The sequence below is a fragment of the Marinobacter sp. PE14 genome (genome assembly GCF_053566155.1).
Window position 1 is genome coordinate 578,606 of the sequence record NZ_JBQXNY010000003.1, and the last position, 23,691, is coordinate 602,296.

Annotated in this window: 19 protein-coding genes; 5 read left to right on the forward strand and 14 right to left on the reverse strand. The window is 57.6% G+C overall.

The features are described from left to right. Window positions 1-108: 108 nt before the first annotated feature. A complete protein-coding gene (locus ACWJ62_RS13355) occupies window positions 109-2,094 on the forward strand; it encodes an SDR family oxidoreductase (RefSeq protein ID WP_449286618.1) in 1,986 nt (661 codons plus the stop codon). 156 nt (window positions 2,095-2,250) lie between these two features. Continuing rightward, window positions 2,251-4,497 (forward strand): methyl-accepting chemotaxis protein, encoded by a 2,247-nt coding sequence (locus ACWJ62_RS13360; protein WP_449286619.1) that lies wholly within the window; start codon window positions 2,251-2,253, stop codon window positions 4,495-4,497. Window positions 4,498-4,573: 76 nt separating this feature from the next. Here ACWJ62_RS13360 and rnt read toward each other — a convergent pair whose 3' ends face one another. Together rnt and pyrC are read right to left on the reverse strand one after the other, a co-directional pair. Continuing rightward, complete coding sequence (rnt, locus tag ACWJ62_RS13365) at window positions 4,574-5,230, reverse strand: ribonuclease T (protein ID WP_148607714.1); 657 nt, start codon at window positions 5,228-5,230, stop codon at window positions 4,574-4,576. A gap of 44 nt (window positions 5,231-5,274) precedes the next feature. After that, window positions 5,275-6,306 carry a dihydroorotase gene (gene pyrC, locus ACWJ62_RS13370; RefSeq protein ID WP_449286620.1) on the reverse strand — a complete coding sequence of 344 codons (1,032 nt, stop codon included), beginning with the start codon at window positions 6,304-6,306 and terminating at the stop codon, window positions 5,275-5,277. 183 nt (window positions 6,307-6,489) lie between these two features. Between pyrC and ACWJ62_RS13375 the strand changes: the two genes are divergently transcribed. Then, window positions 6,490-7,407, forward strand: coding sequence for a flagellar protein MotY (locus ACWJ62_RS13375; protein ID WP_449286662.1), 918 nt, complete (start codon window positions 6,490-6,492; stop codon window positions 7,405-7,407). 6 nt (window positions 7,408-7,413) lie between these two features. On the opposite strand, the gene ACWJ62_RS13380 is transcribed toward ACWJ62_RS13375, so the two are convergent. Further along, window positions 7,414-8,340 carry a histone deacetylase family protein gene (locus tag ACWJ62_RS13380; protein WP_449286621.1) on the reverse strand — a complete coding sequence of 309 codons (927 nt, stop codon included), beginning with the start codon at window positions 8,338-8,340 and terminating at the stop codon, window positions 7,414-7,416. A 209-nt stretch (window positions 8,341-8,549) separates the two neighbouring features. Here ACWJ62_RS13380 and ACWJ62_RS13385 point away from each other — a divergent pair, with 209 nt between their 5' ends. Beyond that, entirely contained in the window at window positions 8,550-11,294 is a 2,745-nt protein-coding gene (locus ACWJ62_RS13385; RefSeq protein WP_449286622.1) for a bifunctional acetate--CoA ligase family protein/GNAT family N-acetyltransferase, read from the forward strand. A 56-nt stretch (window positions 11,295-11,350) separates the two neighbouring features. Here the strand turns inward: ACWJ62_RS13385 and rdgC are convergent, their stop codons facing one another. Genes rdgC through ACWJ62_RS13425 form a run of 8 tightly spaced genes read right to left on the reverse strand, consistent with a single transcriptional unit; the run spans window position 11,351 to window position 17,095 of the window. Next, window positions 11,351-12,277 carry a recombination-associated protein RdgC gene (gene rdgC / locus ACWJ62_RS13390; protein ID WP_449286623.1) on the reverse strand — a complete coding sequence of 309 codons (927 nt, stop codon included), beginning with the start codon at window positions 12,275-12,277 and terminating at the stop codon, window positions 11,351-11,353. Window positions 12,278-12,296: 19 nt separating this feature from the next. After that, window positions 12,297-12,497, reverse strand: coding sequence for a DUF2788 domain-containing protein (locus ACWJ62_RS13395; protein WP_449286624.1), 201 nt, complete (start codon window positions 12,495-12,497; stop codon window positions 12,297-12,299). Window positions 12,498-12,521: 24 nt separating this feature from the next. Next, window positions 12,522-13,292 carry a peroxide stress protein YaaA gene (yaaA, locus tag ACWJ62_RS13400; RefSeq protein ID WP_449286625.1) on the reverse strand — a complete coding sequence of 257 codons (771 nt, stop codon included), beginning with the start codon at window positions 13,290-13,292 and terminating at the stop codon, window positions 12,522-12,524. A gap of 12 nt (window positions 13,293-13,304) precedes the next feature. Continuing rightward, window positions 13,305-13,538, reverse strand: coding sequence for a glutaredoxin family protein (locus tag ACWJ62_RS13405; protein WP_449286626.1), 234 nt, complete (start codon window positions 13,536-13,538; stop codon window positions 13,305-13,307). Further along, entirely contained in the window at window positions 13,538-14,287 is a 750-nt protein-coding gene (locus ACWJ62_RS13410) for a YciK family oxidoreductase (protein ID WP_008171450.1), read from the reverse strand. The genes ACWJ62_RS13405 and ACWJ62_RS13410 overlap by 1 nt, the downstream gene beginning before the upstream one ends. A gap of 57 nt (window positions 14,288-14,344) precedes the next feature. After that, window positions 14,345-15,016 (reverse strand): phosphoglycolate phosphatase, encoded by a 672-nt coding sequence (gene gph / locus ACWJ62_RS13415; RefSeq protein ID WP_449286627.1) that lies wholly within the window; start codon window positions 15,014-15,016, stop codon window positions 14,345-14,347. Continuing rightward, on the reverse strand, window positions 15,006-15,722 hold the full coding sequence (gene ubiG / locus ACWJ62_RS13420; RefSeq protein ID WP_449286628.1) for a bifunctional 2-polyprenyl-6-hydroxyphenol methylase/3-demethylubiquinol 3-O-methyltransferase UbiG: 717 nt from the start codon (window positions 15,720-15,722) through the stop codon (window positions 15,006-15,008). The genes gph and ubiG overlap by 11 nt, the downstream gene beginning before the upstream one ends. A gap of 35 nt (window positions 15,723-15,757) precedes the next feature. Continuing rightward, window positions 15,758-17,095, reverse strand: coding sequence for a TRZ/ATZ family hydrolase (locus tag ACWJ62_RS13425; RefSeq protein WP_449286629.1), 1,338 nt, complete (start codon window positions 17,093-17,095; stop codon window positions 15,758-15,760). Between the two features lie 112 nt (window positions 17,096-17,207). On the opposite strand from ACWJ62_RS13425, the gene mtnA reads away from it, so the two are divergent. After that, entirely contained in the window at window positions 17,208-18,272 is a 1,065-nt protein-coding gene (mtnA, locus tag ACWJ62_RS13430; RefSeq protein ID WP_449286630.1) for an S-methyl-5-thioribose-1-phosphate isomerase, read from the forward strand. On the opposite strand, the gene ACWJ62_RS13435 is transcribed toward mtnA, so the two are convergent. The 3 genes from ACWJ62_RS13435 to ACWJ62_RS13445 form a co-directional block, all read right to left on the reverse strand. Beyond that, window positions 18,261-19,061, reverse strand: a complete 801-nt coding sequence (locus ACWJ62_RS13435; RefSeq protein ID WP_449286631.1) for a helix-turn-helix domain-containing protein — start codon at window positions 19,059-19,061, stop codon at window positions 18,261-18,263. The two genes, mtnA and ACWJ62_RS13435, sit on opposite strands and share 12 nt — an antisense overlap. Window positions 19,062-19,080: 19 nt before the next feature. Continuing rightward, on the reverse strand, window positions 19,081-21,264 hold the full coding sequence (locus ACWJ62_RS13440; RefSeq protein WP_449286632.1) for a carboxy terminal-processing peptidase: 2,184 nt from the start codon (window positions 21,262-21,264) through the stop codon (window positions 19,081-19,083). Between the two features lie 248 nt (window positions 21,265-21,512). Next, a complete protein-coding gene (locus ACWJ62_RS13445) occupies window positions 21,513-23,663 on the reverse strand; it encodes a 3-hydroxyacyl-CoA dehydrogenase NAD-binding domain-containing protein (RefSeq protein ID WP_449286633.1) in 2,151 nt (716 codons plus the stop codon). Between the last annotated feature and the right edge of the window lie 28 nt (window positions 23,664-23,691).

Below are 23,691 nucleotides of genomic sequence, written 5' to 3' on the forward strand. Positions count from 1 at the left end.
GTTGCAATTAAGTACAATGCCGGCGTTTCCGGAAAACTCTAAGACTTTAGTCGTATGGGTGCCGGCATGGATAGACAACAACAGAGCAACAGGCAGGGTGGAAGATTGATGAATTATTTCCTGACGGGTGGCACCGGATTTATTGGCCGTTTCCTGGTGGAGAAGCTTCTGGCACGTGGTGGCACTGTCCACGTACTGGTGCGTGAACAATCCCAGGACAAGCTGGACAAATTGCGTGAGCGCTGGGGCGCGGATGAAACCCAGGTGAAGGCCGTCATAGGCGACCTGACCAGCAAGAATCTGGGCATCGACGCCAAGACGATGAAAGCCCTGAAAGGGAAAATCGACCACTTCTTTCACCTCGCCGCCGTGTACGATATGGGCGCAGATGAAGAAGCCCAGCAGGCGACCAATATCGAGGGCACCCGCGCTGCGGTGAATGCTGCGGAAGCGATGGGCGCCAAGCACTTCCATCACGTTTCCTCCATTGCGGCTGCCGGTCTGTTCAAGGGAATCTTCCGCGAGGACATGTTCGAGGAAGCCGAGAAGCTGGATCATCCGTACCTGCGGACCAAGCACGAATCTGAAAAGGTCGTTCGTGAGGAATGCAAGGTTCCCTTCCGCATCTACCGACCGGGCATGGTGATTGGGCATACCGCTACCGGTGAAATGGACAAGGTGGATGGCCCCTACTATTTCTTCAAAATGATTCAGAAAATCCGCCACGCGCTGCCCCAGTGGGTTCCGACCATTGGTGTCGAGGGCGGGCGTCTGAACATTGTGCCGGTGGATTTCGTGGTTAACGCCATGGATCACATTGCCCACCTCGAGGGTGAAGACGGCAAGTGCTTCCACCTGGTGGATACCGATCCGTACAAGGTTGGCGAAATTCTCAACATCTTCAGCGAGGCGGGTCACGCACCCCGGATGGGGATGCGGATCGATTCCCGCATGTTCGGCTTTATTCCGCCATTCATTCGCCAGAGTTTGAAGAACCTGCCACCGGTGAAGCGTCTGACGTCGGCAATTCTTGATGACATGGGCATTCCGCCGTCCGTGATGTCGTTCATCAATTACCCGACCCGTTTTGACGCCCGCGAAACCGAACGCGTTCTTAAAGGCACCGGCATTGAAGTGCCCCGCCTGCCGGACTACGCGCCGGTGATCTGGGACTACTGGGAGCGCAATCTGGATCCCGACCTCTTCAAGGACCGCACGCTCAAGGGCACGGTTGAAGGTCGCGTCTGCGTGGTGACCGGTGCTACGTCTGGTATTGGCCTAGCAACCGCCCAGAAACTGGCAGACGCCGGCGCGATCCTTGTGATCGGCGCCCGCAAGCTCGAGCGCCTGAAAGAAGTAACCGCGGAGCTGGAGTCCCGGGGCGCAAGCGTGCATGCCTATCCCTGCGATTTTTCCGATATGGAGGCCTGCGACGAGTTCGTGAAGACCGTGCTGGATAACCATGGCCAGGTCGATGTGCTGGTCAACAACGCTGGGCGCTCGATTCGCCGCTCACTGGATCTGTCGTTCGATCGCTTCCACGATTTCGAGCGCACCATGCAGCTGAACTATTTTGGTTCCGTTCGTCTGATCATGGGCTTTGCGCCCAAGATGCTGGAGAACCGCCGCGGTCACGTCGTCAACATCTCGTCCATCGGCGTGTTGACCAATGCGCCCCGATTCTCGGCTTACGTGGCCTCCAAGTCCGCATTGGATGCCTTCAGCCGCTGCGCCGCTTCGGAATGGTCGGACCGCAATGTCACTTTCACCACCATTAACATGCCGCTGGTGAAAACACCGATGATTGCGCCAACCAAGATCTACGATTCTGTTCCGACGCTGACGCCAGACGAGGCTGCGACCATGGTTGCTGATGCCATCGTCTACCGGCCGAAGCGAATCGCTACCCGTTTGGGTATCTTTGCTCAGGTGCTTCATGCCCTGGCGCCCAAGATGGCCGAGATTGTCATGAACACCGGTTACCGGATGTTCCCGGATTCACCGTCCGCCGCCGGTAGCCGTTCCGGGGAGAAGCCGAAGGTGTCCAGCGAGCAGGTAGCTTTCGCCGCCATCATGCGGGGCATCTACTGGTAACGCAGTAGCCCCTGAAGCTGGTGGGAGGGGGAGTTACTCCCCCTCCCATATTTATTGATTGAACGAGATTCGCCTCTTTTATGAGTTTTTCTAGGCTAAAGTAAACGTGCCGATGGCCGATGGTTAGCGTAAGAACAATACTAAATGAGGCCATTGATGACTCTGAAAAAACGTCTTTTGCTGACTTTGCTGCTGGTTGGCCTGCTTCCCGTCATTGCCATCTCGTTTTTTAACGCCGAAATTGCCCGACAGAGCCTGACGGAACAGGCGTTGCAACAACTCTCTATTGCGGCTACCAATAAGCAGCATAGTGTAGAAGATTATCTCAGCACTATTGCCCGGCAGCTGAAAGCCATGGCCAATAATCGCGGGACCCGAACTGCGGCCCAGGGGTTTGGTTTGGCATTTCAAAATTATGAAAAACTGGTAAAAGCGGAGCAATCGACCTTACGAGACAACGTCGAGGCTTATTATCAGCAGAATTTTTTGCCACCCTTGCAGCAAAATGGTGGTGCTAACGGACGTTCAGCCTCGGACTTCGTTGCATCCCTCAGCAAAAACAGCCTGGCTCTGCAGATGGGTTACATCGTGGACAACCCGAATCCTGTGGGGCAGAAAGACGAATTGGTATCGGCTGACGTTCATATCGCGCAGTTTTATAACACGCTTCACAAACAGTGGCATACCTCCTTCAAGGAGTTTCAGGAGGCGTTCGGCTACTACGATATTTATCTGATTGATGCCGATACAGGCCATGTTATCTATTCCGTAGCCAAAGAGGTGGATTTTGCTACCTCCCTGAAAGACGGTCCCTACGCGGATTCTGGCCTGGCGGAAGCTTATCGTCAGGCGATGTCTGACGGACAGGATACTGCTCCGACTTTTGTTGATTTTACTCGGTATGTACCGTCCTACGGTGCGCCCGCCGGATTTGTGGCAACCCCCATATATTCCGAAAAAGATGAGCGGCTGGCCGTGCTGGCCTTCCAGTTCCCCATCGACAGCCTGAACAACATCATGATGGAACGAGATGGCATGGGCGAAACCGGGGATGCCTATCTGGTGGGGCCGGATAACCTGATGCGGTCAGACTCCTACCTGGATCCGGAAAACCGCAGTGTTGTCGCTTCCTTTGCCGACCCGGAGAATGGACGCATTAGTTCGACATCGGTGGATGAGGCCCTGGCCGGAAATTCCGGTGAAGGCGTGGTTACGTCCTACCGTGGCGAGCCAGTGTTTTCCGCCCACAGGCCAGTTACCGTAGGCGGGCTGAACTGGGCGCTGGTGGCGGAGATCAGCGAAGACGAGGCCTTGGCGCCGGTGCGTGAAATGTGGACTCTGGCGGCGATAGCCATTGCTATTGTGATCTTGGCTGTGGTGGCCGTGGCAGTCTGGACCGCGGCGCGGGTCATGAAACCCCTCGGCAAAGACCCGGCCGAATTGCAGGCACTGGCGGAACAGGTGGCTGCGGGTAACCTGGTCATTGATTCGTCCGACAGTGACAGGGCCACGGGCGTATATGGCTCCATGCTCAAGATGGTGTCGGACCTGAAAGAAGTGATCTTCAAGGTTGAAGAAGCGTCCCAGCGCCAGGCCAGTGCATCTGAACAGTTGTCCGGCACTATCTCGCAGACTCTGGACAATGTGAACCAGCAGGCAGAGCAGACTGAGCAGGTGGCGTCGGCCATTGAAGAAATGTCCTCCGCCATCAGCGAGGTGTCCCAGAATACCTCGGAATCGGCAGCCGGTGCCCGGCGCACGGATGAGGCGGTCAGCCGCAGCGCCACGGAGGTGGAATCCTCCGCTGCTGACACCAGTGCTATGGCGAGGGAACTGGAGGAAGCAGAGGCCGGCATAGAGGACTTGCGAAAGAATATGGAATCCATCACCAGGGTTCTTGATTCGATAAAGTCCATCGCCGACCAGACTAACTTGCTGGCTCTGAATGCCGCCATTGAAGCTGCCCGGGCCGGTGAACAGGGCCGAGGCTTCGCGGTGGTTGCGGATGAGGTGCGTAGCCTGGCCCAGAATAGCCAGAAGGCGACCGAGGAGATAAGTAGTTCCATTGAAACTCTGGTCAATTCGTCGGAGCGCGCTTCAAAGGTGGTTACCCGCTGCAGCACCCAGGCCAGAGGTATTTCCGAGCGGGCAGGAGCCGTTGTATTGCAGCTTCGCGAGGCAGTGGACGAGGTCACCCGGATGTCCGGTATGGCCGAGCAGATTGCTACGGCATCCGAAGAGCAATCAGCCACGGCCGAAGAAGTAACGCGCAACGTATCTACAATTTCTGAAAAGTCCTTTGAGACCAAACAGGCCATGGCCCAGATATCCGAAGCCAGTGGTGACTTGGCGGAGTTGTCTCATCAGCTCAAAGATTCGCTGTCCCGGTTTAAAGTCAGCTGAGGACGAGGCGTGACTTTCACGCTTATGCCTGGCGCACAACTAAAAAAACCCGCTGCGGCGGGTTTTTTTATGGTGGTTACTCGGTCTCTTCGGGGATCACCGGAGGCGGAAAGCCGCCCAGCTCCTTCCACCGATTCACAATGCCGCAGAAGAGGTCCGCGGTTTTTTCCGCGTCATAGGCTGCGGAGTGTGCTTCCTTGTTGTTGAACGGAATGCCTGCGAGCTTGCAGGCCTGGGCCAGAACGGTATGGCCATAGGCCAGGCCGGCCAGAGTCGCCGTATCGAAGGTCGAGAAAGGGTGGAACGGGTTGCGCCGGATGTCGGCCCGAAGCGCCGCTGCAAAGATAAAATTGTGGTCAAAGGTGGCGTTGTGGCCCACCAGAACGGCCCGCTTGCAGTCGTGGTTTTTCACCGCTTTACGGATGGGGCTGAAAATTTCGCTGAGTCCTTCCAGCTCGGGTACCGCCTCTCGCTCCGGATTCCACGGGTCGATGCCGGTGAAATCAAGGGCGGATTGCTCCAGATTGGCGCCTTCGAAGGGATCAATCTGCTGTACATGGGTCTCCGCTCGCCGCACCCAGCCGTCGTCGTCCATGGTCAGTATCACTGCCGCCACTTCCAGCAGGGCGTCCCGCTCCGGGTTGAAGCCAGCGGTTTCAACGTCGACTACAACAGGCAGAAACCCACGAAAGCGGCGGGACATTGGATGCGGTGGTTTGTTTTCGTCAGTCACTCAAGCTCCGGTCTTGGCCGTGTGTGAGAAGGAATAAGTCAGGTTTACGCCAGTTTCCAGTTAACGGTTTCACCGGCCTTGAGGGGCACGATGGTTCCGCCAGCCAGTGGCAGATCTGCCGGCATGGTCCAGGGGGCACGAATCAGGGTGATGGTATCGGTATTCCGCGGTAAGCCATAGAAATCAGGCCCGTTGAAACTGGCAAATGCTTCAAGTTTATCCAGGATGCCCAGCTCTTCGAAAATGTCCGCATAAAGGCCGATTGCGCCGTAGGCTGAGTAACAGCCAGCACAGCCGCAGGCCGCCTCCTTGCGATCCTTCGAATGAGGGGCGGAATCCGTGCCCAGGAAAAAGCGTTTGTCGCCGCTGGCCACCGCGTCCCTGAGCGCCTGTTGATGGCGGTTACGCTTCAGGATTGGCAGGCAATAGAGATGCGGTCGAATGCCGCCTACCAGCATGTGGTTGCGGTTATACATCAGGTGCTGGGGCGTTAGAGTCGCACCGAGGTTGTCTCCGGCGTGCTGCCGGACAAACTCTGCGGAATCGGCCGTGGTGATATGTTCCAGTACAACCTTGAGGTTCGGGAAAGCCTCGAGAGTGGGTGCCAGGACACGCTCCAGAAACACCTTTTCCCGGTCAAAAATGTCGATATCGGCATCTGTTACCTCGCCGTGTACCAGCAGCAGCATGCCACAATCGGCCATGGCCTCCAGAACCGGGTAGATGTTGCGGATATCCTTCACGCCGGAGTCGGAATTGGTCGTTGCACCGGCCGGGTAAAGCTTGGCGGCCACAACGCCGGCTGCCTTGGCATCCCGGATGGTCTGCGCCGTCATGCTCTCGGTCAAATACAACGTCATCAACGGCTCGAATCCAGCGCCATTGGCAGCCGCCAGAATGCGTTCCCTGTAGGCTTTGGCATCGGCTGCGGTTGTCACCGGCGGTACCAGGTTAGGCATGATGATGGCGCGACCGAAGCAAGCGGCCGTAGCCGGTACCACGTCCTTGAGAATGTCGCCGTCCCGTACGTGAAGGTGCCAGTCGTCGGGGCGTGTGAGCGTGAGCTTTTCTGTCATGGCAGTTGTCCGAAATACCTTTGGCGAGGCGAGCTTGGGCCCGGTTCTCTGGGAGCCGAAAAAATTTCGCGAATTATACCAGAAGGCGCGGGTGATTGTTTTGCGGTTGGTGGCTAAAGAACTTCCGACTCAGGCCGTTAAACAGTCTGACTCTGCTAACTCCGGACACTGATGGCTAGCTCTATGGGATTTCGCCCCGGACAACTCCTGAATACTCTGCTGTTTGCCACGTTGCCCGTGGTGCTTCTGCCGGTAACCGCGCAGGCTGCCAGCTATGGCGCCGGAATCGAGAACAGCCAGTGGTATCTCGCCGAGTCGGTATTTGAATGCCGCCTGGTGCACGAAGTTCCCGGCTACGGTCGGGCAGTGTTCAATCATCGCGCCGGTGAAAGTCTCAGCTTTTTCCTGGAGTCTGATTCTGCATTGATGCGACCGGGGCGCGGCAGCCTTGTGGTCGAGGCACCGGCCTGGCGTCCGGGTGTGGCGCCGAAGCCCCTGGGAACGGTCAACGTATCGGATGATCGCCGTCAGGTCTCGCTGGATACCCGTCAGGCGTTCGTGGTCGCCCATGGACTTCTGGATGGGATGCGCCCGACGGTAACCAGGGATTCGTGGTTTGATGGCCGCCCGGTGCGGGTTCAGGTCTCCAACATCAACTTTGCCGGCGAGTACCAGCGCTATCAGCGCTGTACGTCCAATCTTCTGCCGGTAAACTTTGATCAGATCCAGCGCTCAAGGGTGCCCTTTGCCAGCGGCAGCACGCAATTGTCCGATGCCGACAGGCAACTACTGGATAACATCGTGGCTTATGTGAATGCCGATTCCACGGTTGAGCGGATTTTCGTGGATGGCCATAGTGACAGTATTGGAAGCCGGATCGACAACCGCGCCCTTTCCGAAGATCGCGCCAATGTGGTGGCTGACTACCTCAAGGCGAGCGGTATTGATGAAAACCTGATTACTGTTCGGGCTCACGGCGACCAGTACCCGGTATCCAACCGGCCCGCAGATAACCGCCGCACCAATATCCGCCTGCAACGGGCCGGTGACCGCCCGGAACTGCAACAGGCCAACGGCTATGGCGGCGAACCCAGGGGCTGATTGGCGTCAGTAAACCGAATCCAGAACTTCCAGGTGGGCATTCACGCTTTCCGCCAGGGCCCTCAGGTGGTACCCGCCTTCCAGGGTTGAAATGATCCGATCATTGCTGTGCTCACTGGCGACACCCACAATCATTTCCGTCAGCCAGCGATAATCTTCCGTATCCAGATTCAGTTCTGCCATCGGATCCAGCCGGTGGGCATCAAAACCCGCGGAAATCAGGATTAACTGCGGTTTGAATTCATTCAGGCGCTTCAGCCATCCTGCCTCCACCTGTTTCCGGTACTCTTCCGACGAACAGTTTGCCTCAATCGGAATATTCACGATGTTGTCGGCCTGCCGGTGCACGTGGGAGTGCGGGTAGAAAGGGTGCTGGAAGCTTGAGCACATCAGGATACGCTCGTCGCCACCGACAATGTCCACGGTGCCATTGCCCTGGTGCACATCGAAATCGATGATCGCGACCCGCTCCAGATGATGAAAGGTGAGGGCGCGCATGGCGGCGAGGGCAACGTTGTTGTAAAAACAGAAGCCCATGGATTTCGCCCGCTCGGCATGATGCCCAGGCGGCCGGGCGCAAACAAACGCGTTGGTAACCTGGCTGCTCATGACCATATCCACGGCCTGGACATTGGCACCGGCTGCCAGACGGGCGGCGCGCAGTGTGTCCGGCATCATGGCGGTGTCCGGGTCGGTAAACACGCGGCCGCGGGTTGGTTGCATCAGGTCCAGTTGATGGAGGTATTTTTCCGGATGCACCATCAGAAGCTGATCACGGGTGATTTCTTCGGGCCGGACCCAGTCCAGCTTCTGGTCCAGGCCAGTATCAGCAAGGTAGCTGATGATGGCCGCCAGCCGCTCTGGGCTCTCCGGGTGTTCCGGCCCCATGTTGTGTTTCATGAAGTCATCGTGGGAAAAGAATGCCGTGGTCATACGTCTCGGACTGCCTTCGATATGCTTATATTTTCTTCAAGCTTATCAGGGAAAACTGCACGATGCCGTGTTTCTTTGGTCTTATAAGGGCGATAGTCATTTCACATCGGGGTATCAAGGCCTAAGATAAGAGTTACACTCATAAGTAACCTGTTTTATTACATTTATTTCCCCAATGGCCTGCCGGCCGCATACAAAGGAGAGTCAGCTTGAGCACCCGGTATCTGGAGAGCCTGTTCAATCCCGCATCCATTGCGGTGATCGGTGCGTCGGAGCGGGCAGACAACCTTGGCGGTATGGTGTTGCGGAACCTGATGGGGGGCGGTTATCCCGGCCGGTTACTGGTTGTGAACCAGAACGATTACGACAACGTGCACGGGGTTCCCTGCGTCAAGAAAGTCTCGAAAATGGAATTTTCCCCGGACCTGGCAATCATCTGTACGCCGCCTGATACCGTGGCCAAGACCATCAAGCGGCTGGGGGAGGCCGGGGTGCGCACCGCGATCGTTATGACCGGTGGCATGTCACGTACTCATAGTAAAACCGGCCAGCCCCTGATGTATTCCGTTCGTGAAGCGGCCCGGGAAACCGGAATCCGCGTACTGGGCCCCAACACCATTGGCCTGATGGTTCCCGCCCGCAGCCTGAACGCCACCTACGCCCATATGGGCGCCATCCCTGGCCGGGTTGCCTTCGTTGGCCAGTCCGGCACCATCGCCAGTTCGGTCATAGACTGGGCATTCGCCCGTGGTGTGGGGTTTTCCTACTTCCTGACCCTGGGCGATGGCATGGATATCGATCACGACGACCTGATCGACTACCTGGCGCAGGATACCCAGACCCGTGCGATTCTCCTGCACATCGAAAACATTCCCAATGCCCGGCGTTTCATGTCGGCGGTTCGGGTGGCGTCCCGCACCAAGCCGGTGATTGCGGTGAAGTCCGGTCGGGTACCGGAGTCGGAGTGGTTTCCCCACAGCCTGCCCGACGGTTTGAAGCGCAGCGATCCGATCTACGATGCCATGCTTCAGAGGGCAGGTGTGCTCCGGGTGGATGGCCTTGGCCAGATGTTTGATGCGCTCGAGACATTGACGCGGATGCGCCCTTTGCGCCGCGAAACCCTGGCGATCATGGCCAATGGGGTCGGCCCCGGGGTGTTGGCCGTGGACCGGTTGGCGGATCTTGGCGGAGAGCTGGCTGAATTATCGAAGGCGAGTATTGAAGGCCTGGCTGAGCTGCTACCACCTTACTGGACTCGCAAGAACCCGATCGATCTGAACTACGATGCGTCCCCGGAGCTCTATGGTCAGGCCATCAAGATCCTGGCCAAAGACCCGGAGGTGGCCAATGTGCTGGTGATGTATGCGCCCAGTCTGACCGAGGACAGCCTTCGGATCGCAGACGCGGTTGTTCAGGCATCCAAGGGCACCCGTTTGAATGTGTTCACCTGTTGGTTGGGCCAGAGCACGGTCATGGATGCCCGGGAAGAGTTCTACCGGGCCGGGCTGCCTTCGTTCTTCAATCCGGAGAAAGCGGTGATGGCGTTCATGCAGCATGTGCGGCATCAGCGGGTTCAGCGTCTGCTCACGGAAACGCCGGAGTCCTTTACCGATCATTTCGCTGATCGCACGCACACACGTCATGTCGTTAGCCGGGCCTTGCGTTCGGGGCGTTACCATCTGTCGAATCGCGAGGCTAGGGATCTGGTGCGGGATTATGGCATCAGCACCATCGACACCATGTACTGCGACGACATGGAAGAGGTTCTGGAGGTGTTTGCGGTTGAGCGGCGCCCCATCGATATCACCATCATTCATGAGCAGGCATGCCATCCTTTTCTGGATCTGTCTCCGACCCAGCGTCGGTACAAGGGTACGGTACAGAAGCTCAACAGCGAAGCGGCTATCATGGATTCCTGCCGCTACCTGATGGAGGAATACAAGAGCCACTTCCCGGACAGTGGATTTCTCGGGTTTGCGGTTCAGCGCTCCTATCAACACGTCGGCGGTATTGAATTCAGCGTCGGCATCACCCGGGATTCGCTGTTCGGCCCCCTGGTGGTTTGCGGTGCCGCCGGTGCCCAGATCAACGTGATGACCGATCGGCAGATCGCACTGCCGCCCCTGAATATGGTGCTGGCCCGTGAGCTTCTGCGCCGTACCTACATGTACAAGCTGCTGAAAGAACACAGCCTGAAGCCGGAAGAGGATATCCGCGCGGTGTCCGAGACCCTGGTCACCCTCTCACAGATTGTTATCGACATTCCGGAAATCAAGGGTCTTGAAATCTCGCCCTTGCTGTTCAACGAGCAGGGCGCCGTGGCGGTGAATATCGCCATCAATCTGGCCGACAAGCCGGGACGGCCGATTATTCAGCCTTACCCGCGGGAACTGGAGGAATGGATTGTTTTGCCCAAATCCGGGCGCCGGGTCATCATTCGCCCGGTACTGGCGGAAGATGAGCCTGCCCACAGGGCTTTCCATGAGTTGCAGTCGCCGGAATCCATTCGTTACCGATTCTTCCAGTATCGCAAGCATTTCTCCCGGGAAGACGTTGCCCAGATGGTGCAAATCGATTACGACCGGGAGATGGTTTTTATTGCCAACGCGCCCAGGGAAGACGGGGAAGGCGAGGAAACCCTGGGAACCGTTCGAACCTGGACCGATGCCGATAACCTGCAATGCGAGTTCGCGGTCATGGTGCACGATAAAATGAAGGGCGAAGGCCTCGGCGTTGCCCTCATGCAGAAGATGATCGATTACTGCCGGGCCAGGGGCACCGTGGAAATGGTGGGCAATGTGCTGCCGGATAATCGTCCCATGCTGCAGCTGGCGGAACATCTGGGTTTTGAAATCAAGTTCAACACCGAAGAGGAAGTGATGGATCTGCGGCTGGTCCTGAACGAACCGGAAAAAGACTGGCAGCGAGAGCGGCTGGGAAAGAGCGCCCACTGAGCAGTGCAAGGGAGGCCGGGTCAGATAAGAAAGGCATCTGACCCGGTTTTACGGCTTTACTCTTCGACAATCGCAGAGCGATCTTCGCCACCGAGCGCTTCCAGGAGCCCTGGAATCAGCCGGGACAGTTCAAGGGTCATCAGGGTGAAGGCCGCGTCAAACTTGGCAACGTGGTCGTCCACGTCGACATCGTCCAATTGGTCCTGAAGTGTTTCGCCGAATTTCAGGCGACGGATGCCCAGTTCTTCATCCAGTACGAAGGAGACGTTGTCGTCCCATGTCAGGGACAGCTTGGTCACCTGCATGCCCGCATCCAGATGGTTGCGGATTTCATCGGCTTTCAGGTCCAGGCCTTTGCAACGCACCACCCCGCCATCTTCAGACGGATCCTTGAGTTCGCATTCAGTGCCCAGAACCACCTTGCCGGGCAGGTCGATGGATTCGTTCAGCCAACCGGTAAAGGTGAAAGCCGGCGCCTGTTCCACCGCGGGTGGACGAACCGGCAGCGATCCGAGGCTCTTGCGCAGAGTCGAGGCCAGATCTTCCGCCTGCTTGGCGGAACCCGCGTCTACCACCAGAACGCCGTCCTGAGGGGCGAGGTAGGCAAAGGAGCGGCGGTTCTTGGAGAAGGCCTGGGGCAGCATCTCCAGCATTACCTGTTCCTTGATTTCGTCCTTTTCTTTGCGCCGGACTTTCCGGCCCTGCTCGAACTCTATGGCTTCGGCCTTCTCCTCAACGGCTTCTTTCACCACCGGGCCGGGAAGAATTTTTTCCTCCTTGCGCAGGGCAATCAGGTGATAGCCGTTGGCACTGTGAACCAGCTGTTCGCCATGCTTGCCCAGCGGCGGTACCCAGCCCTGGCGGCTGGTTTCCTGAGGTCCGCAGGGCTTGAAGGCGTCGGCCTGGAGCTTTTCTTCCAGCTCTTCGGCAGAGATATCAAAGGGTTTGGTAAATCGGAATACGCGGGCGTTGCGAAACCACATCAGGGCTGGTCCTTGTCTTTCATATTTGCATGATCTCTACGATTACGGTTTTAACGATAAAGCCCACAACGCCGGCGCCCAGCACCGTAAACAGTGCGATGGTGCCGAACTTGCCGGCCTGGGATTTCTTGGCCAGATCCCAGACGATGAAACCCATCCAGACAATAAGGCCGGTCAGAAACACCAGCATGGCGATCTGGGAAAACATTGCTTCGTTCATTGCTGACTCCGATTTCAACGTGGATTACTGTTCATCCCGCAGGAAAACCCAGTTGTTCTTATCGGATTGGTCTTCGCTGAAGTAATAGCCTTCGAGGTTGAATCCCTTGAGGTCGTCGGCTTGGGTAATGCGGTTCTGAATGGCAAACCGACACATCAGCCCCCGGGCTTTTTTGGCATAAAAGCTGATCATTTTGTACTGACCGTTCTTCCAGTCTTTGAATTGGGGGGTAATCAGCCGGCCTTCAAGGTCTTTCTTCTTTACGCTTTTGAAATACTCGTTGGAGGCGAGGTTGACCAGCACGCCGTCGTCATCCGCAAGCAGCCGGTTAATCTCCTGGGTGATCTTGTTGCCCCAGAAGGCATAAAGATCCTTGCCACGGTTATTCTCGAACCGGGTACCCATTTCCAGGCGGTAGGGTTGCATCAGGTCCAGCGGTTTCAGGATGCCATACAGACCGGAAAGCATGCGCAGATGCTGTTGGGCAATGTCGAAGTCCTGCTCGCTGAAGCTCTCGGCGTCCAGGCCGGTGTACACGTCACCCTTGAAAGCCAGTACAGCCTGCCGGGCATTCTCGGGGGTAAAAGGTGTGTGCCAGTTCTGGAAGCGCTCGGCGTTCAGCTGTCCAAGCTTGTCGCTGATGCTCATCAGATTGCTGATCTGGTGCGGCTCCAGCGTTTTAAGCTGGTCGACCAGCTCGCAGGCATCCTCGAGGAATTCCGGCTGAGTATAGGTACTGGTCGCCAGCGGGCTCTCGTAATCCAGCGTTTTGGCAGGGGAAATAACCATCAACATGTCAGGCAATCCTCATTGCAGGAATGTAAGTAAGTCATCCCTGGTAAAAGGCCAGTCCAGTTCCGCACCGGTATCGTTGCGTCGGAGCACCGGTATCCGGGTACCGTAGCGTTCTACCAGTTCTTCGGACTGGGCAATGTCTACCACGTCTACCGGGATCGGCTCCGGCATGGGCGTGCTTACAAGCAGGGCTTCGGCCAGTTCGCACAGGTGGCACTGGGAGGTTGTGTAAAAAAGCAGTTCCATTATTTCGGCTGTGCGTCGAGTTTCTGGCCGTTGACGCCCTGGCTGTCCTTGCCCATGAGGTACAGGTAAATCGGCATCAGGTCCTCTGGTGCCGGATTTTGCTGTGGGTTCTCCGCCGGATAGGCGTGGGCTCTCATATTGGTACGGGTCGCGCCGGGGTTCAGACTGTTCACCCGGACATTGTGACGTTCGTCGTCCAGTTCTTCGGACAGCAACTGGCTCAGGCCCTCTACGGCAAACTTGGAGACGGCGTAGGCGCCCCAGTAGGCTTTCGCCTTGCGGCCGACACCAGAGGAGGTGAAGATCACCGAGGCGTCGTCGGATTTGCGAAGCAGGGGGATCATTGCGCGGCTTAGCAGGAACGGCGCCGTTGCGTTCACGTGCATGACCTTGTTCCAGGTTTCCGGGTCATACAGCTCCACAGGACTGCGGTCGCCCAGAATCGCTGCGTTGTGCAGCAAACCGTCAAGCTGCCCAAAGTTATCTTCCAGGGTCATGGCCAGTTCTTCGTAGTCTTTCACCGCGGCGCCCTCGAAGTTCATGGGCACGATGGCGGGCTTGGGATGGCCGGCTGCCTCGATTTCATCGTAAACCGTTTCGAGTTTGCTGACCGTGCGGCCTACCAGTACCACGGTGGCGCCATGGGCGGCGTAGGCCTTGGCTGCAGCCCGGCCAATGCCGCTGCCGGCACCCGTCACCATCACGATGCGGTCTTTCAGAAGATCGGCGGGTGCTTGGTAATCATGCATAACCTGTCTCCGTGTCAGGCTGTTACCGGCTGAACACCGGATCCTAAATTTGAGGCGCTATTGTAACAGCTTTGCCAGGTCCGTGACGGTGTCGGCGATGAGGTCCGCTTGCCACAGGTCAATGGCTTCCGGCTCCTCGATGTAACCGTAGCGGACGGCAATGGTTTTCATGCCCGCGTTACGCCCGGCTTCGATGTCCCGTTCGTGGTCGCCCACATAAATGCCGGTGGCCGGATCGGTGCCCATCTGCTGACAGGCCAGAAAGAGGGCCTCCGGATGAGGCTTGCGCTGGGCAACGTGATCGGGGCAAACCAGTGCCGCGCACCGGTCAGCCAGGTTAAGGGCCTCGATCAGTGGAACCGCGAACCTTGCAGGCTTATTGGTCACAATGCCCCAGGGAATACCTTGCTCCTCGAGGGCTTTGAGAAGATCGTCCATGCCCTCAAACAGGCTGGTCTCCACTGCCACGCCAGCCTCGTAGAGGTCGAGGAACGCGGTGTGTTTTTCCAGGTATTCCGGATGTTCCGGTTCCAGGCCGAAGCCTACCCGGATCATGGCGCGTGCGCCGTTAGAGACCGAGCGTCTGATATGCTCGTGGGGAAGGGCGGGCAGTCCGTGCTGTTCCCGTAACTGATTCAGGCACCGGATAAAGTCCGGTGCCGTGTCGATCAGCGTTCCATCCAGATCAAACAGGACCGTGGAGGCTCGATGAGTGGTTTCAGGCTTCACGAATATCCCTGGCATGCATCAGATAGTTGACGTCCACGTCCCGTCCGAGTTTGTAGACCTTGGTGACAGGGTTATAGGTCATGCCCGTAAGCTCACGGACCTCCAGCCCTGCGTGGCGAAGATGGTCGGACATCTCTGATGGCCGGATAAACTTCTTCCATTCGTGGGTGCCCTTTGGCAGCAACCTGAGCACGTATTCCGCCCCGACAATCGCAAACAGAAACGATTTCGGGTTCCGGTTGATGGTTGATACAAACAGATGGCCGCCCGGTTTCAGCATGGCGGCACAGGCACTCACCACCGATGCAGGATCCGGCACATGCTCAAGCATTTCCAGGCAGGTAACCAGGTCGTACTGGCCCGCATGTTCGCTGTCCTGGGCCAGCTCTTCGATGGTGATCTGGCGATAATCCACGTTCACGCCGCTCTCCATGCCATGCAGGCGCGCGACGGCCAGCGGAGCCTCGCCCATGTCGATACCGGTAACGTGGGCGCCGCGCTGAGCCATGCCCTCCGACAGCAGGCCACCACCGCAGCCGACATCCAGAGCCCGCTTTCCGGCCAGGGAAACCCGCTCGTCGATGTAGTTCAGCCGCAGGGGATTAATATCATGCAGTGGCTTGAATTCGCTCGAGGGATCCCACCAGCGGCTGGCCAGGGCCTCGAATTTGGCGATCTCGTTCCGGTCTACGTTCTGGTTTGTCATGGTTGGTTCTGCCTGGTGAATCAATAGGAAATCGGTTAGTCAGCCTTTGTGCGGATTCGCCCGGCCCAGTCCTCAACTCGAAGCATGAGATCGGCAACGTCAATGCGGGTAAGCCGGCCATCCTGTACTTGTGGTACGCCGTTAATCCAGCTGTGGCTTACTGATCGACCATGGTTGCTGTATACGAGGTGTGAAGCCGGGTCGTAGACCGGCTGCAAAAACGGGTCGCTCAGGTCAACGGCAATGATGTCCGCCAGCTTGCCCTCGGCCAGAGAACCCAGGTCATGGTCCCGCCCCAGAGCCCTTGCCCCGTTGATGGTGGCCATCTGCAGGGCCTTGTGCGCCGATAGCGCCGAGGCATCATTGGCCACAACTTTGGCCATCATGGCGGCAGTCCGGAGTTCCCCGAACAGATCGAGGTCGTTGTTGCTGGCGGCGCCGTCGGTGCCTATGGCGACGTTAACCCCGCTATCGAGGAGTTCCTGCACCGGACAAAGACCACTGGCCAGTTTCAGATTCGATTCCGGGCAGTGGATGACATGGGCGCCCGTTTTTTTAAGCAAGCTGATATCGCTGGCATCAATCTGGGTCATATGTACGCACTGGGTCTCTGGGCGGAGCAGGCCGAGATCCGCCAGTCGGGCTGTCGGCCGTTGACCCAGCTTTTCAGTAGCCTCGGCCACTTCGAATGCCGTTTCGTGCAGGTGGATCTGGATGGCTGCGCCGGTTTTCTCCGAGAGCCGGACGGCTTCAATCATCGGGCCGTCGGACACGGTGTAGGGTGCATGGGGGCCAATGGCAGGCATGATATAGCCATCGTTTTTCCAGCTGTCGATGAAGTCGGCGCCCTTGCTCAGGTATTCCTCGGGGCCGGCACCCCAGGGCGTCGGGAAGTCGAGCAGCGGAAAACAGACTTGCGCACGAATGCCCGTATCGTGCGCCATCTGAGCGGCAATTTCCGGGAAGAAATACATGTCAGAAAACGTGGTGGTTCCCGTACGCAGCATCTCGGCCATGGCCAGTTGGGTGCCATCGGCAATGAACTGCTCGCTGATAAAGCGACCTTCGGCCGGCCAGATATGGTCATTCAGCCAGGTCATCAGCGGAAGATCGTCTGCCATGCCCCTGAACAGGCTCATGGCCGCGTGGCCGTGCATATTGATCAGGCCGGGCATCACGACGTGGTTTGGAAGATCGACGGTTTCCCGGGTTCTGAACGACCTGTCCGCCTGTTCCTGGGGGATGACAGCGGCAAGGCGGTCACCCTGGATAATGACTGCATAATGCTCAAGCACCGTGCCTGCCGGCTCAATTGGTATCAGCCAGCGTGCGTTGATGCGAATATCGGCTGCGGTGATAGTGTCTGCCGTCATTTATCCTGCCTTACAGCGCATGGCGCGGAGCTTCCACACCTTGAAAATGTAGCCCGGAAGTATAACCGTTATACTGGCAGTTTTCAGCGCTGAAAAACCGGAGCAGTTTTCTATGACAACAACCCCGAAACCCTCCCACGAACGGGCCATTGGCACCGTTGCAATACGCTGGCATGGCAGCAGTCTTGAGCTGCTGGATCAACGCCTGCTGCCGGGAGAGGAGCACTGGATAACGCTGGAAGGCGCTGCCGGTGTATCGCAGAGTATCCGGGATATGGTGGTTCGGGGCGCTCCTGCAATCGGCATTAGTGCAGCCTATGGGGTGGCCCTTGCGGCCAGGCATGCCGGTGGCGGGGACTGGAAGGCGGAAATCAAACAGGCCATTCGTGAGCTTGCAGCTTCACGTCCGACCGCAGTAAACCTGTTTTGGGCGCTGCAGCGCATGGAAAGGATTTTCCATGCGTGCCATTCGCTGGACGAAGCGGTAAAACGCTTGGCCTCGGAGGCCCAGGCCATACATGAGGAAGACCTGGCCGCCAATTTTGCCATGGCGGACCATGCCCTTGAGTTCATCGGAGCAGAGGCACCGTTTTCGGTGCTGACTCATTGCAATACCGGTGCATTGGCCACCGGGGGCTACGGTACGGCACTGGGCGTTGTTCGTCGTCTCCATGAGGAAAAGCTGCTGGCAGACGTCTATGCCGACGAGACTCGCCCCTGGCTTCAGGGTGGCCGGTTGACGGCCTGGGAACTGTCACGCGACGGCATTCCCGTCACACTGAATGCCGATGGTGCCGCTGCCGCCATCATGGCCCGGAAAGACGTACGCTGGGTGATCGTCGGCGCGGATCGAATAACCGCCAATGGCGATGTGGTGAACAAGATCGGCACCTACAGCCTGGCGGTTCTGGCCCGTCATCACAAGGTGGGTTTCATGGTGGTCGCGCCTTCAAGCACGGTGGACATGGCCACGGCTTCAGGGGCAGATGTGGCCATTGAGGAGCGCGACGGCATTGAGATCCGGGAGATACGCGGTATTGGGCTGGCGCCGGAAGGCGTCAACGTGTTCAACCCGGTCTTTGACGTGACACCGGCAAGCCTGATCGACGCCATCGTTACTGAAAGGGGTGTGGTTCATAACCCGAATATCACCGGTATGCAGGCGTTATTTGGTTGACGGCGGGGTGCGCTCCGGCTGTTTCTTTTTGGGGGCGGGCTTGTCAGGTGACCCTTTCACTTCTGGGTGCTTTTCCTCGTAGGTGGCCCGAAGTTCGGCCACCTGCCGTTCCTGCTCCTCGATAAAGTGCAGGGACATTTCAAAGCTTTGACGGGTGAACTCCAGCACTTTCTGGAAACCTTCATCCGAGAGCGTGCGAGCGTCGTCATGCCGGCGGAAGATGTTGATAAACTCCCGCTCCCGCTCAAATTGCAGGGGGAGTCTCGCCACGCCCCAATCGTTCAGAATCTGCCAGACTTCAGGGTTGTAGTTGCGCGTGGTGCGCATGATGAACGGGATTGGGTCGTTTCTGGCAATGAGGGCAGCCAGACGTAGTATCAGTTCGAAGGACAGGGTGGTGGTGCCGTTCTCGATGGCCTCCAGGACGGACTTGTCCCGCAAGTTAAGGGCCTCGCTCATTTCCGACACGGTGAGGCCGGCCACTTCGCGAATGTCTTTGAGAGACTGGCCTGCTGTGAGCATTGCCCGCAGCTGATCCTGGGAATTGATCAGCGCCCGGCCCACCCGCAGAGACGTATCCGTGGCCTTGACCCCGAACCGGAGCGCAGACCCGGTAAGGCTGGCCAGGCGGTCGATCAAGCCTTCCGGCGTTCGTTCCTGAGCCGCCGGTTTCTGCAACCCTTCCACTTCCTCCAGAGAGCGCATGGCATGGAGCGCGTCCAGCAGCATGTCTTGCAGCATCCGCGCTTTCTGTTGGCTATCCTGTCCGCCTGCGTCCTTCTCAGTCATGAGACCCGGAGCTGCCTGTTCAACGTGTCACGGCGGCGGCCGGGGACTGTGCCGCAAATTGCTGGGGATCCAGGATCGATGCCATGCGGTTATCAAGGTCCAGCATGTCCGCCATGATATGTCCGCCTTCCCGTATCACGAAATCCAGCTCCTCGTCGGTGGAATTCAGGTCCGCCGCCTGCTGGTCTTGCCAGTCTTCAAGGTCTTCCAGCGACTCGAAAGGTGTCTGGCCTTTCAGTTCACGACGGGCATTTGCGATGGTGAGCCGTGTGCGTTCAATCTGTTCGTGTTCGGCGCGGCGTTCTTCCAGGTTGAGGCTGACGCTGTCGGTGGCGCGCTGTTTGGTCAGGAAGTCGATCTCCTGCTGTAGCAGGCTGAATTCAGGGTTGGTTGAGAACCGCTCTTCGTGCCGCTTGCGAAGCTCATCGATAATGCCGCTGAAATCGAAGTAGCGGGTGTGCGGCACAGCCTCGATCTGGTCCCAGGGCAGGGCATGATCCAGCGCGTCCTCACCGATGCGGGTCTTGTCGATACGAGAAGGAATCTCGATGTCCGGGATGACCCCTTTATGTTGGGTAGAGCCGCCGGATACCCGGTAGAATTTGGACTGGGTGATCTTGAGTTGCCCATGGTTCAGAGGACGTACAGCCTGAACGGTGCCCTTGCCAAAAGTCTGGGAACCGACAACCAGTCCGCGGCCATAGTCCTGGATGGCGCCGGCGAAAATTTCGGACGCTGACGCACTCATACGGTTAGTAAGCACCACCAGAGGCCCGTCGTAGGCCACCGACGGATCCTCGTCATTCAGTACCTGGACATCGTTGTTGGCGTTGCGAATCTGCACGGTGGGGCCTTTGTCGATAAACAGGCCAACCAGATCATTGGCTTCGTGCAGTGCACCCCCACCATTGTTTCGCAAATCCATCACCAGGCCGTCGACGCCGTTGGCTTCGAGCTCCGCAATCAGGTTGCGGACATCACGAGTCGTGCTCTTGTAGTTCGGATCACCAGCCTGCATGGCCTGGAAATCCGCATAGAACGTGGGAATGGTAATAACGCCAATCGTATATTCCTTGCCGCCACGTTCAAGGCGTATGGTGTCCTTGCTGGCGCTCTGCTCTTCCAGCTTTACTTCATCGCGTTTGATGGCAATGGTCGCGGTAATAGTCTCATCGGAGGCGTTGGCCGGAATCACTTCCAGGGTGACGGTTGAATTGCGTGGCCCACGAATCAGATCCACCACTTCGTCCAGGCGCCAGCCGATCACATTCACCGGTTTTTCGCCTTCCTGTGCCACCGAGACAATGCGATCTGCGGGCTCAAGCTGACCCTGCTTGGACGCGGGACCGCCGGGTACCAGTCTCACCACCTTGGTGTATTCGTTGTCTGACTGAAGCACGGCACCGATGCCTTCCAGCGAAAGGCTCATGTTGATGTTGAAGTTTTCGGAGGTGCGCGGTGAAAAGTAGGACGTGTGCGGGTCCCACATGCCGGTAAAGGCATTCATATAGGCCTGGAAGGCGTCTTCACTGCGGGCCTGGTACGCGCGTTTCAACTGGCCTTCGTAGCGGCGGCGCAGGGTTTCAACGATGGCCTCGTCTTCTGCTCCGTTCAGGCGCTGAGCCAGCACCGCATTTTTGATTCGCTTGACCCAGAGATCGTCCAAAGCCTTGGCGTTCGATTCCCAGTCCGCTTTCGAGCGGTCGACCAGAATGCTTTCGCTGGCCGAGAAATCCAGCGTGCCGATGCCCTGGTCGATTGTTTCCAAGGCAAACTGGAGGCGCTCGATAATCCGCTGTTGAACCAGATTGTAAATATCGAACCCGGGCTGAAGCTGACCGGTTTTCAGGGCAGAGCCAAGTTGAGTGCGGATTTTGTCGAACTTCGCAATGTCGTCCTGCGACAGATAGATTCTCTGCCCGTCGAGGTAATTCAGGTAGGCATCAAACACATCTCCGGAGAGTTCATCGCTGATTCCAAGGTCCCGGAAGTGGGTGAACTGCAGCTGACGGGCGATCAGGATATTGGCTCGCGCCTGATCAATCGTCGGTGCAACTGGCTCGTACACGTCTGGCGTTTCAACGTTGGCATGAAGCCCCAGTGGCGCAGACAGCAGTAATGCTACAGTCATTGCCTTGCACACCCCGAACCGAACAGATCCGGCCGAAGAGCGACGAGCCATAATTCTTTCCGCGATGGTCATAAATGCTTACCTGACGGTGTTGGGAGCCCCTCGGTTTGTGAGGGAATGTCTACCCGTGACTTATTAAATTTATTGTAGGCAAGCACTACACCCGATGCCATAGGCACGGCGTATCGGATCGTGACAATCTGTCCATGAAGACGCCACGTTCGTAACCGAGGGGTCATTGGGGTTGAGGAGTTTTGCGCGCGAGGACACTGCCGGGAGAATTGGTAAATACTCCCGGCAGTAGACGTGCAGAGGCTGAATCAGGCGAGCGGCGTGTTTGTTTCCGCCTTTTCCTGCAACAGCCTGGGCGGCGCAAAGCGTTCACCATAGGTCTCGGCGAGCGCGGATGCCCTCTCCGTGAATGCCCTCACGCCATACTGATTGATGAATTGAATCGCGCCACCGGTCCACGGCGCATAGCCGATGCCAAAGATACTGCCGATATTCGCATCCTCTACCGTACGCAATACGCCTTCCTCCAGACAGCGAACCGTTTCGATGGCCTGAATAAAGAGGATCCGGTCTTTCAGCTCCTGCAGTTTGACCGTTCTTGCCTTCTCCGCATTCACGAACAGAGTTTCCAGCTCCGGCCAGAGGTGTTTCTTCCCGTTGGCAGGGTACTCATAGAAGCCCGCGCCCGCAGCCTTGCCCTTGCGGCCATGCTCGTTGACCATCGCATCGATGACGGCCTCCGCGGGGTGGGGATTCCAGGTGCCGCCGGCGGCTTCCGTATCCTTTTTACTCTGGTCCCGGATGTGTTGCATCAGGGTCATGCTGACTTCGTCGGAAATAGCCAGTGGCCCGACGGGCATACCGGCCAGTACTCCCGCGTTATCAATGCTTGCTGGATGAATACCTTCACCAAGCATGCAGATGCCCTCGTTGACGAAGGTCCCAAAGACCCGCGAGGTGAAGAACCCTCGACTGTCGTTGACCACCACCGGAATCTTTCCGATCTGCTGAACGTAGTCAAACGAGCGCGCCAGAGTTTCATCCGAGGTTTTTTCGCCAACGATGATTTCCACCAGCTGCATCTTGTCTACCGGTGAAAAGAAATGCAGGCCAATGAAGTTTTCGGCGTTCGAAGAGGCTCCGGCGAGCTGGGTAATGGGGATGGTTGAGGTGTTGGACGCAAAAATCCCGTTTGCCACCAGTTTGGGCTCCGCTTCCTGGGTCACTTTTGCCTTCAGTCCACTGTCCTCGAAGACCGCCTCGATCACCAGATCACAGCCTTCCAGATCGTCTGCCGAATCGGTGGCCTTGATGCGGCTCAGGATGTCTGCTTTCTGTTCTTCGGTCATTCGGCCACGGCTGACCTTCTTGGCGAGCAGGTTCTCCGAGTAGCTTTTGCCTTTTTCGGCATTTTCAATGGAGACGTCTTTAAGTACCACATCGATACCCCGTGTGGCCGTGGAATAGGCGATACCTGCGCCCATCATGCCCGCTCCGAGAACACCCACCTTGCGGAAGGTTTCTTTCTCAACGCCCTCGGGGCGGCTGCCGCCGGCCTTGATGGCGTTCAACTGGAACCAGAAGGTCCCGGTCATATTCTTGGCGACCTGGCCGATCACCAGTTCCGCAAAATACCGGGTTTCGATCAGGCTGCCGTTATCGAAATCGACCTGAGCGCCTTCAACGGCAGCAGAAAGGATGCGCTCCGGGGCCGGGTAGCAGCCTTTGGTCTTCTGCTTCAGCATAGCCGGAGCGATGGCCAGCTTCTGCGCCATGGCAGGGTGGTGGGGCGCGCCACCCGGGAACCTGAAGCCTTTCTGGTCCCACGGCTGCTGACATTTCGGGTTGGCCTCAATAAACGTCCGGGCTTTGGTGATCATATCGTCGGCAGAATCTGCCAGTTCGTTGATAATGCCGGCCTTGAGCGCAGCTTTCGGATTTACCTTTTTGCCTTCCATCAGGAACGGGAAGGCTGCCTCCAGGCCAATCATTCGAGGCAGTCGCTGGGTGCCGCCGCCACCTGGAAGCAGGCCCAGAGTCACTTCCGGCAGTCCAAGTTGAATGCTGTCGTCATTGATGGCGACACGGTAATGACAGGCGAGGGCAATCTCGAGGCCGCCACCCAGGGCGGAGCCGTTGATGGCTGCCACCACGGGTTTTCCGGTGGTTTCCAGAAACCGCATGTGGGATTTCAGGCCGTTGACCATATCCTCGAAAGTCCTGGCGTCTTCGCGGGTGACCTTATGCAGTTCTTTCAGGTCGCCGCCGGCAAAAAACGTCTTTTTGGCCGACGCAATGATGATGCCGCGAATGTTATCCAGGTTTTCCTTCACTTTTGCGGCGGTTTCCGAGAGGGCGTCCCGGAAAGTAGCGTTCATGGTGTTGGCGGACTGGCCGGGCATATCGATGGTGAGGGTCAGGATCTGGTCTGAACCCAGTTCATAACGAATAGCACTCATAATTGGTTCTCCTGGAAAAGTGGACGGG